Below are 15118 nucleotides of genomic sequence, written 5' to 3'. Positions count from 1 at the left end.
CCGTATCTCCGACTGTTAAAAATTACCGTTAAACCAGCTTTTCAAGCGATCCCACCAGCCATCTTGCGTCGACATAACGCCGGGAGTGGGGTAAGTGCGCTTGGTGCCATATGCCTGCTGTGCCATCCCGTACAGCAGTAAGCCTACCCCAGTGGAATGGATAGGGTTTTCAACTTCACCACGCAGGCCGCCCATATTGCGCGGCATACCGATACGTACCGGCATGTGGAACACTTCTTCGGCTAACTCACGCACTCCCCGCATTTTGGAAGAGCCGCCCGTCAACACAATGCCTGCGCCAATGCGTTCCTCATAACCGCTGCGCCGCAGCTCCTGAAGCACCAGTGAAAATAATTCTTCGTAACGCGGTTCAATCACCGACGCTAAGGTCTGTACCGACAAACTGCGCGGTTCACGCTCCCCAACGCCCGGTACTTCAATCAACTCGTCTTCATCGACAAGTTGGCGTAATGCCCGACCGTGCTTGATCTTAATCTCTTCGGCGTGTTGCGTTGGCGTTCTAACTGCGACCGCAATGTCATTGGTGACTTGATCACCTGCAATCGGAATCACCGCCGTGTGGTGAATCGAACCGTTCATAAACACCGCAATATCGCTAGTTCCGCCGCCAATATCCACCAGACAAACGCCCAGTTCTTTCTCATCCTCTTCCAACACGGCATAGCTAGAAGCGACCTGTTCCAGAATAATGTCTTCCACGTGTAAACCGCAACGCTCCACGCACTTAACCAGATTCTGTGCCGCACTGTGCGCCGCCGTCACCAAATGCACCCGCGCTTCCAGACGCACGCCCGACATGCCAATCGGCTCACGAATACCTTCCTGCTGGTCAATGATGTACTCTTGGGGCAATACATGCAAAATACGCTGATCAGCAGGCACTGCCACCGCCCGTGCCGCATCCATCACGCGATCGACATCGCTGAGCGTGACTTCCTTATCCTTAATCGCCACGATCCCGTGAGAATTCAGGCTACGCACATGGCTACCGGCGATCCCGACGTATACCGAGCGAATTTGGATGCCCGCCATCAATTCAGCTTCTTCCACTGCACGTTGAATCGACTGAATGGTGGATTCAATGTTCACCACCACGCCTTTTTTCATGCCCCGTGAAGGGTAAGAACCAAGACCGATAATCTCCAAACGTCCCGCGTCATTGACTTCACCGACCAAGGCCACCACTTTGGAAGTGCCCAGATCCAGCGCTACAATCACGTTATGTTCTTTCTTTGACATCACTCACTCCTGCGAATCGGCGCGTTGACTCCCGCGATCCGACTGGGGATTTCTTCCATTCCACTGCAAAACCATTGGTATAACGCAAGTCCACTCGCCGTATATTGCCTAGTTTTTTGGCTAATTCCTGCTGAAAACCAACGCGAAAGCGTTGTATCCGGCGTTCCTGATCTTCACTGCCGATCATGACTTCCGGGCCATCTTTAATTTTTAAACGCCACGAACCGCTGACATCTTCGGTCAATTCCGAAATTTCCAGGGGTAAACCTTTTAGCCATTCCTTAACTTGCAGGTAGCGTTCAGCGATTTCACGCCCTTTATCTTCCGGGCTGTATAAGGTCGGTAACAGCCCACGTATAGAGGATAAGTCGGCGCTAAATAATTCACCGTACTTATTCATTAAGCGTTCCCGCCCCCAAAACGCGACCGGATGCTGCTCTTCGATGCCCACAATCAAGCGGTCAGGCCAAGCTTTACGTAAACTAACCCCACGTACCCACGGCAACGCTTTGAGTTCAGTTTCTAGTGCATCCGCATCCAACAAATATAAATTGGTTTGCTGATACTTATCCGTAACTGCTTGTAACTCTGTATCTTTGATGAACTTGCGGTCGCCTTGTAGATCAATCCGACTAATGGATAGGTTTTCGGGGTTATTGAGCATTGCTCTCACCCCTAAGCTGCCAGCCAATAAGATAACACCCACCACCAACACCGCAATCAGCCTCCATAAAACCGGCGAAACCTCAGCCAAACTGAAGCCTGCACGATGGGGTTTAGCATTTTTACGGCGTGGTGTTGCCATTACAGCGTCGTCTCCAAAATGCGCACAACCAGCGCGTTAAAATCCATTCCAATCGCGCGAGCGCCCATTGGTATCAAACTGTGATCTGTCATGCCGGGATTCGTATTCACTTCGATCAACCACGCTTTGCCTTGGCGGTCACGCATCAGGTCAACCCGACCCCAGCCACGCCCGCCAACCGCAGAGAAGGCTTGCTGCGCCAGCACTTGCATGGCCTGCTCTTCCGCTGCGTCTAAACCACAGGGGCAAAAATAATGCGTGTCGTTCGAGAGGTATTTGGCTTCGTAATCGTAAAATTCACCCGGCACTTCCAAGCGAATCAGGGGCAATGACTCGCCTGCAACGATTCCGGCGGTATATTCCGCACCCGTGATCCACTGCTCAGCAATCACCACTGCGCTGCATTGTGCCGCTTTCTGGTAAGCACCCGCCAAATCCGCCGCCGCTTTCACTTTGCTCATGCCAATGCTGGAACCTTCCGTAGCCGGTTTCACCATCAGCGGCAAACCCAGCTCGGCAACCACGGCATCAAAATCGGTAGCTGCCGTCAGCACCCGATACGCCGGTGTTGGCAAGCCCGCGCCCGCCCAGACCCGCTTGGTCATGAGCTTATCCATGCTAATCGCGGCAGCCATTACCCCACAGCCGGTGTAGGGCAAACCGAGAATTTCCAGCGCACCTTGCAATACGCCATCTTCACCGCCAGCACCGTGCAGGATATTAAATACCCGATCAAAGCATCCGTCTTGAAGTGTCTTAATAATGTTACGGTCAACATCAATGCCGTGCGCATCCACACCACTGGCTTGCAAGCCTGCCAACACTGCCGCACCACTTTTCAGCGAAATCGGACGTTCGGCTGCCCAACCGCCGTACAACACCGCGACTTTGCCAAATTTAGCGGCTAGGTTCTGACTCATGCGCCACCCTCCGGCTTCAGCATCAGCTTTTCGGGCAAGCTCGCGGCTAATGCACCCACGCTGCCCGCACCTTGGGTCAAAATCACATCACCATCCTGCAACACATGCTTCAAGACCCCGGGTACGTCTTCCACATCAGTCACAAAAATCGGGTCAACCTTGCCACGGATACGAATCGCTCGCGCCAACGCCCGCCCATCCGCGCCCGGAATCGGCTGTTCACTGGCGGGGTACACATCCATCAACACCAGTACATCGGTTTCCGACAACACTTGCGCGAAATCTTCAAACAAATCGCGGGTACGGGTGTAACGGTGCGGCTGAAATACCTGCACCAAACGGCGCGTCGGCCAGGCATTGCGCACCGCTTCCAGCGTCGCTTTCATTTCACGCGGGTGATGCCCGTAATCATCGACCAAGGTTGCGTGCTTACCCGGCGCAAAGGTAATGTCACCGTATTGCTGGAAACGTCGCCCCACCCCGTCAAATTTGCGCAAGCCATCCATAATGGCTTGATCCGACACATCCAATTCCGCCGCAATCGCAATCGCCGCCAATGCATTCAAAACGTTGTGACGCCCCGGCAAATTCAGCACGATCTCCAAGGTGCGATTGCCCTTGATGCAATGCACCGTAAAATGGCTTTCCGTCCCCACAAAACGCAGATTCGTCGCCCGCACGTCCGCTTCCTGATCAATGCCATACGTGACAATAGGTCGCCCAACCTCCGGCATGATCTCGCGCACGAATTCGTCATCCACACATAACACCGCCAACCCGTAGAATGGCAAGTGATGCAAAAATTCCACAAATGTTTGTTTCAACTTATTGAAATCGTTGCCATAGGTTGACATGTGGTCTTCGTCGATATTCGTGACCACCGCAATCATCGGTTGCAAGTGCAGGAATGACGCATCGCTTTCATCCGCCTCTGCCACCAGATATTCACCCGTGCCGAGTTTGGAATTGCTGGCGGAACTGTTCAGCTTGCCACCGATCACGTAAGTCGGATCCATCCCGCCTTCCACCAGCAAACTCGTGGTCAAACTGGTCGTCGTGGTTTTACCGTGCGTACCCGCCACCGCAATGCCCTGCCGGAAACGCATCAGCTCCGCCAACATTTCCGCACGGCGCACAATCGGCAAGCGCTTTTCACGCGCCGCCACGATTTCAGGGTTAGTAGCATCAATCGCGGTCGACACCACGATCACGTCCGCACCTTCCACGTTTTCCGCTGCGTGACCTTTATAAACCGTGATACCCAGCGATTCCAAGCGGCGGGTCATTGCGCCCTCTGCCACGTCCGAACCGGATACCTGATAGCCCAAATTGGCGACCACCTCAGCAATACCGCCCATCCCCGCACCACCGATACCGATGAAATGCAGCCGATTAATGCGTTTGCGAGCCAGATCGTCCTTGCCTATTTTCATTGTTGTTTTCCTGCTGAATTATCGAAATCATAACCGGCGTAAGCGGCACAAATCGCCGCCACCTGTGCCGTTGCATGAGGCTTCGCCAACGTGCGCGACGCGATGCTCATTTGCCGCAAACGAGCGCGATCCGTACACAACTCTTTTAATACGCTCGCGAGTTTTTCTGGGGTTAAATCGCGCTGCTGAATTAATAACGCCGCGCCGTTTTCCGCTAAGTAATTGCCGTTTGCCGTTTGGTGGTCATCCACCGCGTGTGGATAAGGCACTAACACTGCCGCCACGCCTGCCGCTGCCAACTCAGCAATGGTGAGCGCACCGGCACGGCAAATCACTAAATCCGCCCATGCATACGCTTCCGCCATGTCCTCAATAAACGGCATCACGTCAGCATCAACACCGGCTGCGGCGTATTGGCTGCGGGCATCGTCAATGTTTTTCACCCCAGCTTGGTGACGCACTACCGGGCGAATTGCCGTATCCAATTGCGCCAACGCTTGCGGAACCCTCTGATTCAAAGCTTGCGCCCCCAAACTGCCGCCGACCACCAATACGTGTACCGGCTCATCGTCACGGTCAACCAAACGCTCCAGCGGAGCGGGCAAACTGGCAATATCCAAACGCACCGGATTGCCTGTTGCCATCACCTTTTGACTGGCAGCAAATGTGCCGGGAAAACCTTCCAACACCCGCCGACTGACGCGGGATAACAGCTTATTGGTCAAACCTGCGACGGCATTTTGCTCATGAATCACCACCGGCTTGCCCAGCAATGCCGCCATTAACCCACCGGGGCCTGCCACAAATCCACCCATGCCCAATACGGCAGCGGGCTGATGTTTGCGCACGATTTGCAGCGCTTGCCACAACGCCCGCACCAAATTCACTGGCGCTAATAACAATGCCCGCAAGCCTTTGCCACGCAAGGCACTGACATCCAACCACGCCATTTCAATACCGGCTTCGGGAATCACCCGCGCCTCCAAGCCTTTGCGCGTCCCCATCCACACCACGGGAATCCCCTGTGCAATCAAGGCACGCGCCACCGCCAGACCGGGGTAAACGTGCCCACCCGTGCCGCCTGCGGTAATCATAATCGGACGCTGCTGTTTATTCGCCACGGGTAGTCCTCCGAATCGCTCGCGCTTTGGTTGGTTTGGGCGCACGCACTTCCGGCAAACCAAACTGCACCAATTGGGTTTCACGGTGTACCCGCATTAACAAAGCCATTGCCATCAACGTAATCAACAAACTGCTCCCGCCATAACTCATCAACGGCAAGGTCAAGCCTTTCGGGGGCAATACCGCCAAGTTCACCCCAATGTGCAGAATGACCTGAAACCCCATCCAGAACCCAATCCCATACGCCACATACGCACCAAAATGTTTACCCGCCTTATCTGCCTGAAAGCCAATGACAAACGCACGTAGCACCAGCCAGCCGTACAAACTCAGCACCACCAACATACCGATAAAGCCGAACTCTTCCGCCAATATCGAGAAAATAAAATCGTTGTGTGCTTCCGGCAAGTAAAACAATTTCTGGATACCGCCACCCAAGCCATTGCCAAACCAACCGCCGTCACCAATCGCCATCAGCGCATGAACCGTCTGATAACCCTTATCGGCTTCGTGCGCCCAAGGATTCATCAACGCATCCCAACGATCGCCGCGATAACCCATCATCGACACCGGAATCATTACCAAAATCGCGCCACCAATCAGGATACCCAGCCGTTGCAACGGCACACCGCCCAAAAACAGCAACGACAAGCCCGTGACGAAAATAACAATCGTCGATCCAAAATCCGGCTCCAACAATAACAAACCACCCGTGACCCCCAACACCACCAAAGGAATCAATAAAGGCTGATAAGATGGCGACGTTGCCAAGCTTTTCCCATGGCGAATCAAGTAACCCGAAAGATACAATAACATAATCAGTTTCGCCAGCTCCGACACCTGCACCGCCATAAAGCCCAGATTCAACCAACGTCGACTGCCATTCACTTCCTTGCCAATACCGGGAATCAGCACCAACACCAACAACACCAGCACCAGCGGCAATAAACGCACGCCCAATTGCTGCCAGAAATCCACCCGAATCTGGTACATCCCCAGCGCCAACACCACCCCAATCGCCAGATAGAATGTCTGACGTTGCAGGTAAAAATACGGGTCGTTGTACTGCTTTTCTGCCACCCATAACGACGCCGATGCCAACATTACAATGCCAATTCCAATGATGGCCAGCAATGCAATCAGCAAATCACGATCCACATAGCGTGACCAAAAATTGTTATCCGGGGCATCCAACGTCAAGGTAGGCAGTTTAATCATGGCAGGCTCCTGACTTCCGCAGTAAACACGTCACCGCGATGCACATAGCTTTTGAACATATCAAAACTCGCACAAGCCGGTGACAGAAGCACGTTATCGCCCGCTTGTGCCAGTTCTGCCGCGATAGCCACAGCATCCGTCATATCGTGGGCAAACACATACGGCGCGTAACCTTCCACCACATCCGCAATTTTATTGCGGTCTTCGCCGATCAACACTAACGCTCGTGCTTTTGCCATTGCCACTGCACGTAAGGGCGAAAAATCTGCCCCTTTGCCCTGCCCGCCCGCAATCAACACCGTTTTGCCGGGCAAACCAGCCAAAGCCGCCAGCGTCGCTCCAACATTCGTACCTTTGGAATCGTTATACCAATTCACCCCAGCGCGTTCGCGTACCCACTGGGTGCGATGCGCCAAGCCGGTGAATTCACGCAAAGCCGCCAACATGCCTTCCAGCGGAATACCTGCGGCTTCGCCCAATGCCAGCGCCGCCAACGCATTCGCGTAGTTATGCTCACCCGGCAATTTCATGTCATCCACCGCCAGCAACAGGGTTTCACCCTTGGCTAACCAGCGCTTACCCGCGTGTTCACGTAGACCGTATTGACCGTCCGTCGGAATGTCTAAGCCAAAACTGACGCTTCGACTGCGCTCAGCGTCCGTCAAGTCTGCCAGCATCGCCATTACCACCGCATCGTCACGGTTTACTACCGCGCATCCACAATGTTGGTACGCAACTTGCTTGGCGGCGGCATAATCAGCAAAGCTGGAATATCTGTCCATGTGGTCTTCGCTGACATTTAATACCACGGCTGAGACGGCGCGTAGCGACTGCGTGGTTTCCAATTGAAAGCTGGAAAGCTCCATCACATACAGCTCTGGCGTCGGCTGTGTGAGCAAATCCAGCGCGGCATAGCCCAGATTGCCACCCGCGTGAGACTTCATCCCAGCTTTTTGCGCCATCAAATCCACCAGCGTGGTGACACTGCTTTTGCCGTTAGAGCCGGTAATCGCAATCACCGGCGCTGGCGCTTCACGCACAAATAACTCAATGTCGCCAATGATTGCCGCACCGCGTTCACCTGCCGCATGGATTTCCGGGGTCGCAATCGCAATGCCGGGGCTGACCACCAAGGTAGCTGCACTGGCAAACCAAGCCGCAGCTTCAGCAAATGCCCCGAAGTGGTAAGGCGTTTGCAGAAATTCTGCCAGCAACTCAGCCTTACCCGGCGGATTAGTACGGCTATCCACCACCGCAAACGCCACCCCACGCGCCTGCAAATGCCGCGCAACCGATAACCCGGTCTGACCTAAGCCAACCACCAGCGTATCCCAATTGTGCATTTGCATTGTCATACCAGCGTCACTCATTGCCTTAACGAATCTTCAAGGTTGCCAAACCGATCATCACCAGAATCACCGTGACAATCCAAAAACGAACAATAACCCGTGGTTCGGGCCAGCCTTTTTTCTCATAATGGTGGTGCAAGGGCGCCATGCGGAAAATTCGCTTGCCTCCCGTGGCTTTAAAGTAGCCGACTTGCATAATGACCGAGAGTGTTTCTAACACAAAAATCCCGCCCATAATCGCCAGCACGATTTCCTGACGCACGATTATCGCGACGATACCCAGTGCAGCACCCAGTGCCAATGCGCCCACGTCACCCATGAACACTTGCGCGGGGTAGGTATTAAACCATAAAAACCCCAAACCAGCACCGAATATTGCCGCACAAAATACCACTAACTCGCCCGCACCTGGAATTCTTGGCACACCCAAATACTGTGAAATCGTGGCATGTCCGCTCACATACGCAAAAATGGCCAAACCGCCCGCGACCATAATCGTCGGCATAATCGCCAAGCCATCCAAGCCATCGGTCAGGTTTACGGCATTGCTCGACCCCACCACGACCAAATAAGCCCACGGAATAAACAACCACCCCAATTGCCAATGCGCATCTTTAAAGATCGGCAAGAAAAACGTGGTTTCAATCGGACTTGCTGCTGTAAAAAACAAGTAAAACGCACCAGCAAAACCGACCAAACTCAAACCCAGATATTTCTGGCGGGCAGTCAGCCCCATATTGCGGCGTTTTTTAAGCTTAATGTAATCGTCTAAACCACCCACCAAGCCAAATCCCAAGGTGATAAACAACACCACCCACACATAGCGATTCGACAAATCCGCCCACAACAACGTCGCGATTGAAATCGCCAAAATAATCATCACCCCACCCATCGTGGGCGTACCGGCTTTCATTTGATGTTGCGGGCCATCCTCACGAATGTATTGCCCAATCTTCAAACGGGTCAAGGCGCGAATCATGCCGGGGCCTGTCCATAATGCGATAAACAATGCCGTCAACAGTCCCAAAATAGAGCGCAAGGTCAAATATTGGAACACCCCAAAGCCACTGTAAAAATCGCTCAGGAAATCAAACAACCACACCAACATTACGCAACCTCCCGGACAGCCGCGACTGTCAATGCATCCACCACCCGTTCCATCCGCATTGCCCGCGAACCTTTCACCAGCACCTGAGCACCGGGTTGTAAGCTGTCTTCCAACGCTGGCAGGAGGGTTGCTAATTCACTGTGCGCTTGCGCTACCTGACCAAAAGTAACGCTGGCATGAGCGCTTAGCGTCCCCAGGGTAAACAACGCATCAATACCGGCTTGCACCGCCTGCTGACCAATTGCTGCGTGCAATTGTTCGCCTGTCTGTCCTAATTCACCCATATCACCCAACACCAATATTTTTTTGCCCGCCAAACCCGCCAATACCTCAACCGCTGCCGCCGTCGAGGTTGGATTAGCGTTGTAAGTATCATCAATCACCCGACAGCCCTGTTTACCCGGTTTAGGGCTTAAGCGCCCTTTGACGGGTTGCAAGGACTCCAAGCCCCGCCGAATCGTCTCCAATGGCACACCCAATGCTAATGCAGCAGCAGTGGCTGCCAACGCATTCATCTGGTTATGCCGTCCTAATAATTTGAGATCAACCGCGACCGTTTGCCCTTGGGCTTGCACATAAAACGGCACGTCAGCCGTACTGCCGCCCTGCACATCCGCCCCATTATTCATGCCAAACCGCAGCACCTTGCGCTGTTGATTCAAGCTTTGCCAATAATCGGCATAGGTATCGTCGGCATTGATAATGGCAATCCCCGCATCACTCAAGCCGTTGAAAATTTCACCTTTAGCGCGTGATACCCCGGCAATATCCCCGAAACCTTCCAAATGCGCAGCACCGGCATTATTAATCACTGCCACATCGGGGCAAGCAATTCGCGTCAGGTAATCAATTTCACCGAAATGGTTAGCACCCATTTCAATCACCGCAAACGCATCCGTGTCACGCAAACCCAATAAGGTAAGCGGCATTCCAATGTCATTATTCAAATTGCCAGCGGTTGCCAGCGTCTGCCCTTGCAAGGACAAAATCGCCGTCAACATTTCCTTTAAGGTGGTTTTGCCATTGCTGCCGGTCAAACCGATCAACGGTTGCTGGAAACGTTGCCGCCAAGCCGCCGCTAAACGCCCCAACGCTAAACGCACATCATCGACCACCACTTGTGGAATCGGCGCATCAACAACCCGCGATACCAAGGCGGCGCTGGCTTTACCCGCCACTTGCAGCACAAAATCGTGGGCATCAAAACGCTCACCGCGCAAGGCAAGAAACAAATCGCCGTCCTTTGCTTGGCGGGAATCACGTTCCACGCGCTCGATGGCAATGTTTCGGCTACGCTCAACATCCGGGGCATGAAGCGTGCCGCCTGTCATTTGCGCAATCTCGCCCAACGTCAGCCACGTCATGCGCCACACTCCTGCAACGCCAACGCTGCCTGGATGCGGTCATCAAACGGCACCGTACCATGCGCCAGAATTTGCACAGTTTCATGACCCTTGCCTGCGATCAACACGGTATCGCCGGGTTGCGCTTGCCCAATGGCGAGACGAATGGCTTTAGTACGGTCGTGTTCAAACGTGACACCCGTTTTATTGTGAAAGCCTTGCATAATGTCCTCAAATATTTGCTGTGGGTTTTCAGAGCGCGGATTATCGTCGGTTACGATCACCACGTCAGCATCTGATTCAGCAATTGTTGCCATTAACGGGCGTTTTCCCCGATCACGGTCGCCGCCACAGCCAAACACACACAGCAAGCGCCCACGGGTATGCACGCGCACCGCTTTCAATACTTGTTGCAATGCGCCGGGCGTATGCGCGTAATCCACCACCACCAGCCGGTCACTGAGCGAAGTCGAAGTGACACGTTCCATGCGCCCCGGCACGACCTGCACCTGTTGCAACCCTTGCAACGCCGCTGACAGTGTTACGCCTTTCGCCAACAATATGCCCAAAGCCGCCAGCAAATTATGCAAATTAAATTGCCCCAACACCGGCGCTTGCAACAGCGCTTCATCCTGTCCAGCGCCTACCGTTGCCCGAATGCCACTGTGATCAAACACCGGCTTGCTTGCCACCAAGGTGCCAGCCGGATAATCCGCTGCATTGCCAACACCGTAGCCGATCACTCGAATCGCACTGCCGGTTAATTCCGCCGCTAAACGTTGCCCAAAGGCATCATCCAGATTCAGCACCACAGCTTGCAAATCAGGCCAGTGAAACAACTTGCGCTTCGCCTCGGCATACGCTTCAACCGTGCCGTGGTAATCCAAATGGTCACGGGTAAGATTCGTCAATGCTGCCACCTTAAAGCGCACCCCATTGACCCGACCCTGATCCAGCGCGTGCGAGGAAACTTCCATTGCCACGGTAGTAAATTCATCCTGCCGCAAACGCCGCAATAAAGCGTGCAAGGTCAGCGCGTCCGGCGTGGTATGCGTGGCAGGCTGTAACGCCCCGGGTACACCAATACCCAAGGTTCCCAGCACTGCGGCTTGTTGTGGGTGAATGGCATTCAGCGCTTCGGCGACGAAATGACTCACCGAGGTTTTGCCGTCAGTGCCCGTCACGCCCACCATGAACAATTCGGCACTGGGGCTGGCATTAAAACGGTCGGCGAGCGTGCCTAAGTGCTCCCGTAAGGAAGGCACCGGCACTAACTCGACCGACAAGGGTGGCTGTTGTAACCCAGCTTCTGGCTCGTAAAGCACGACCGCTGCACCGGCTTGCACGGCGGCGGTAGCATAACTCAAACCGTGCTGGCGAGTACCACGCAATGCGATAAACGCCATGCCGGGTTGAATAGAACGGTTATCCAAGGTCAAACCACTGATCTGGACATCGGGAACAGCATCGGCAATACCGCTCAACAATTCACGCAAAGAAACTGTTTTCATGTTGCCCCTCCCGCCGGAATTGCTGGCGCTGGCGTTGGTGATTGCTGCACAGCTTGCTTAGGGTCTGGTAAATTATCCGGCGGAACATCCAATAAACGCAGCGCTTCTGCCATGACTTTCGAAAAAACCGGCGCTGCCGCACGACCGCCACTGTCATCAATTTTTGGTTCGTCAATTTGCACCGCCACCACCAAACGCGGGCGACTGGCTGGTGCAACGCCGATAAAACTCGTTAAATAACGGTCATTTTGGTATTTACCGTCAATGTATTTATAAGCCGTCCCGGTTTTACCCGCGATACGGTAGCCATCGACCATGGCTTTTTCACCCGTACCGCCTTTTTGCACCACTGCTTCCATCATCCGTAATACCGCATGGGCGGTTTCCGGGGTCATCACTTGCTGACCCGGAGCCAATTTATTCAATTTGTTGATAGAGGCTGGCATCAATACCCCGTTAGCAGCAAACGGGGCGTAAGCATGAGTCAATTGCAATAAACTGGAGGATAAACCGTAGCCATAACCGTGCGAAGCACGGTCAACCTTGCCCCATTGGGTATAATTGGTCAGCAATCCTGCCGTTTCACCGGAGAAACCTGCATTCGGCATTTGTCCAAAACCTAAACGACTAAGAAACATCCACTGGTCACGCGCATTCATGAGCAGGGCTACGCGGCTGGCACCGACGTTACTGGATTTGGCTAACAAGGTTGGCAGGGTAATAGCACCGTAATCTTTCGGATCTTTGACGCTGTATTTACCAAAATTGATTTCACCCGGTGACGTATTAATTTGAACAGTTTCACCCAATACGCGTGCTTCCAATGCCGCTGCAATGGTCAACGGTTTCAAGGTTGAACCGGGTTCGGATTTATCTGTCACGGCACGGTTGCGATAAAGATAAGGTTCCAACTCTTTACGGTTATTCGGGTTAAACGAAGGCACATTCGCCATCGCCAGAATTTCGCCGGTGTGCGCATCCAACACCACCACCGAACCCGCTTTTGCATTGAGCAGCGATACTTGTGTTTTCAATTCTTTGTAGGCAAGGTATTGGATGCGGCGATCAATACTGAGCTGAATATCCTGCCCGGGCTGCATCTCCTCCATGCTAATAACGCTTTCGACCAGCTTGCCTTTAGCATCACGCACGACCCGCGTTTGACCGTTTTTGCCTGCCAATACATCATTACGTGCTTTCTCAATGCCTTCGATACCGTTACCGTCAACATTGGTCATGCCGACCACATGCCCCGCTGTTTCAGCCAAAGGGTAATACCGACGGTATTCACGCGTTGCCGCCACGCCGGGTAAATCCAAGGCCAGAATACTGTCTGCCACTTCCAGCGGTAATTGACGCCCAAGGTAATAAAATTGCTTGCTACTGGCGTCTTTTAATTTAGCGGGCAAGCCGCCCTCTTCCAAACCCAACTCTTTTTCAATCTGCCGAAATCCTAATTCCAACTGCGCAAAACGGGTGGTCGCCAATTGTTGAGCCTCGCGCTCTTCCGCCGCATTATCGCCAACCGTGGCATCGGCTAACTGCCGAGACAACTCGTATTCGCGCCGTAATTCCTCGCGGGCTTGCAGCAACTCCTGCGGGTTACACCACAAAGAAGACACCGGGGAACTGATCGCCATTGGGTCGCCGTTACGATCAGTAATCATGCCCCGGTAAGCGGGCACAGTCACCACACGCATCTGACGTTTATCGGCTTGTTGCTGCAACCATTCTTGCTGATAAATCTCCAACCACGCAGCACGCAACATGAGAGCGCCAATGACGACCAGCAACGTCAGCATCAAAAACAAGCGCCTCCCTTGAAATACCGGGGACTTGAGTGTTTTACGCCTCACTCGCGAATTACCTTAATATTATCAGCACTGGGTTTCTGCATTTTTAATACCTGTTTAGAACGGTTTTCCACGTGTACCTGATTCAGCAAGGTACTCTGTTCCAATTTCAAACGACTCCAAGCTGCACTCAATTCATCGCGCTCTTTTTCCAACTTTTGCAACTCAGCAAATAATTGACGTGAATGATGACGATTCACCACAATCATCAATGCCAAGCCAATCACAAGAAAATAAAGCAGCGCCAATTTCAATAAGCCACCACGGTTCATGCCGAACGCTCCCCAATGCGCATAATTGCACTACGCGAGCGAACATTACCCTCCACCTCTGCGGCGGATGCACGCACGGCCTTGCCGATAATGGTCATGGGCGGCTGAATAAACGTCGGCATTACCGGCAAACCTTTGGGCAAATTAGGCACGCTGGAAACATCACGCAAAAAATGTTTAACAATACGGTCTTCAAGAGAATGAAAACTAATGACGACTAAGCGTCCGGCTAATGCCAACCATTCCACAGCTTGCTGCAAACAGGCGTCAACATCATCCAACTCCTGATTAACCTTAATCCGAATTGCTTGAAAACTGCGGGTAGCGGGGTTTTTACCCGGCTCACGCTTGCGCACCACACTGGCGATCAAATCAGCCAATTGCGTCGTGGTTTCCAAGGGCGTATTCACCCGAACACGTGCGATTTCTTTGGCAATTTGACGTGAAAAACGCTCTTCACCATAACGCCACAGTATATCAGCAATTTGCGCCTCGTCTGCGTGATTCAACCACTGCGCGGCGCTTTCACCGCTGGAAATGTCCATGCGCATGTCCAGTTGTCCTTCCCGCATAAAGCTGAAACCACGCTCCGCATCATCCAATTGTGGCGACGAAACCCCCAGATCCAGCAAAATGCCTTGAATTTTACCCGTCACTCCCGCTGCCAACAGTGCCTGCGGGAAATCCCGGAACGAACCGTGCCACACAAATACCCGCGCGTCCGCTGCGTAGCGCTGCCGGGCGTGTTCGATAGCCACAGGATCTTTATCAATCACAATCAGGCGCCCATTATCGCCCAAGCTTTCCAGAATCAATGCCGAATGACCGCCACGACCATACGTGCCATCAACATAAGTGCCGGACTCTTGGATATTCAAGCCGTACACGGCTTCTTGCAACAGCACTGTGTCGTGTTTCAACACT

General features: G+C 53.3%; 13 protein-coding genes. All 13 read right to left on the bottom strand.

Going from position 1 to position 15118, the window contains the following annotated elements:
• Window positions 1-15: 15 nt before the first annotated feature.
• The 13 genes from ftsA to rsmH are packed head-to-tail and all read right to left on the bottom strand — an operon-like array spanning window position 16 to window position 15117.
• Complete coding sequence (gene ftsA / locus L3K52_07680; GenBank protein ID UOG93599.1) at window positions 16-1260, bottom strand: cell division protein FtsA; 1245 nt, start codon at window positions 1258-1260, stop codon at window positions 16-18.
• On the bottom strand, window positions 1241-2065 hold the full coding sequence (locus tag L3K52_07675; GenBank protein UOG93598.1) for a cell division protein FtsQ/DivIB: 825 nt from the start codon (window positions 2063-2065) through the stop codon (window positions 1241-1243). The genes ftsA and L3K52_07675 overlap by 20 nt, the downstream gene beginning before the upstream one ends.
• Window positions 2065-2985: a D-alanine--D-alanine ligase gene (locus tag L3K52_07670; GenBank protein ID UOG93597.1), complete on the bottom strand. Its 921-nt coding sequence runs from the start codon at window positions 2983-2985 to the stop codon at window positions 2065-2067. Before L3K52_07670 ends, L3K52_07675 begins: the two co-directional genes overlap by 1 nt.
• The gene (murC, locus tag L3K52_07665; protein ID UOG93596.1) at window positions 2982-4418 is read right to left on the bottom strand and encodes a UDP-N-acetylmuramate--L-alanine ligase; all 1437 of its coding nucleotides are present in this window, start codon (window positions 4416-4418) and stop codon (window positions 2982-2984) included. Before murC ends, L3K52_07670 begins: the two co-directional genes overlap by 4 nt.
• On the bottom strand, window positions 4415-5539 hold the full coding sequence (gene murG / locus L3K52_07660; protein UOG93595.1) for an undecaprenyldiphospho-muramoylpentapeptide beta-N-acetylglucosaminyltransferase: 1125 nt from the start codon (window positions 5537-5539) through the stop codon (window positions 4415-4417). The genes murC and murG overlap by 4 nt, the downstream gene beginning before the upstream one ends.
• Window positions 5529-6758, bottom strand: a complete 1230-nt coding sequence (gene ftsW, locus L3K52_07655) for a putative lipid II flippase FtsW (GenBank protein ID UOG93594.1) — start codon at window positions 6756-6758, stop codon at window positions 5529-5531. Before ftsW ends, murG begins: the two co-directional genes overlap by 11 nt.
• Window positions 6755-8113: a UDP-N-acetylmuramoyl-L-alanine--D-glutamate ligase gene (gene murD / locus L3K52_07650; GenBank protein ID UOG93593.1), complete on the bottom strand. Its 1359-nt coding sequence runs from the start codon at window positions 8111-8113 to the stop codon at window positions 6755-6757. The genes ftsW and murD overlap by 4 nt, the downstream gene beginning before the upstream one ends.
• 19 nt (window positions 8114-8132) lie before the next feature.
• Window positions 8133-9215, bottom strand: a complete 1083-nt coding sequence (mraY, locus tag L3K52_07645) for a phospho-N-acetylmuramoyl-pentapeptide-transferase (protein ID UOG93592.1) — start codon at window positions 9213-9215, stop codon at window positions 8133-8135.
• A complete protein-coding gene (locus L3K52_07640; GenBank protein UOG93591.1) occupies window positions 9215-10579 on the bottom strand; it encodes a UDP-N-acetylmuramoyl-tripeptide--D-alanyl-D-alanine ligase in 1365 nt (454 codons plus the stop codon). The genes mraY and L3K52_07640 overlap by 1 nt, the downstream gene beginning before the upstream one ends.
• Window positions 10576-12069, bottom strand: a complete 1494-nt coding sequence (locus L3K52_07635) for a UDP-N-acetylmuramoyl-L-alanyl-D-glutamate--2,6-diaminopimelate ligase (GenBank protein UOG93590.1) — start codon at window positions 12067-12069, stop codon at window positions 10576-10578. Before L3K52_07635 ends, L3K52_07640 begins: the two co-directional genes overlap by 4 nt.
• The gene (locus tag L3K52_07630) at window positions 12066-13925 is read right to left on the bottom strand and encodes a penicillin-binding protein 2 (GenBank protein UOG93589.1); all 1860 of its coding nucleotides are present in this window, start codon (window positions 13923-13925) and stop codon (window positions 12066-12068) included. The genes L3K52_07635 and L3K52_07630 overlap by 4 nt, the downstream gene beginning before the upstream one ends.
• A complete protein-coding gene (gene ftsL / locus L3K52_07625; GenBank protein ID UOG93588.1) occupies window positions 13922-14194 on the bottom strand; it encodes a cell division protein FtsL in 273 nt (90 codons plus the stop codon). Before ftsL ends, L3K52_07630 begins: the two co-directional genes overlap by 4 nt.
• Window positions 14191-15117: a 16S rRNA (cytosine(1402)-N(4))-methyltransferase RsmH gene (rsmH, locus tag L3K52_07620; protein ID UOG93587.1), complete on the bottom strand. Its 927-nt coding sequence runs from the start codon at window positions 15115-15117 to the stop codon at window positions 14191-14193. The genes ftsL and rsmH overlap by 4 nt, the downstream gene beginning before the upstream one ends.
• Between the last annotated feature and the right edge of the window lies 1 nt (window position 15118).

The sequence above is a fragment of the Candidatus Thiothrix sulfatifontis genome (assembly GCA_022828425.1).
Classification (GTDB): Bacteria; Pseudomonadota; Gammaproteobacteria; order Thiotrichales; family Thiotrichaceae; genus Thiothrix; species Thiothrix sulfatifontis.
Note: the sequence above shows the minus strand (reverse complement) of the source record. Positions and strands in the feature narration are given on the sequence as shown.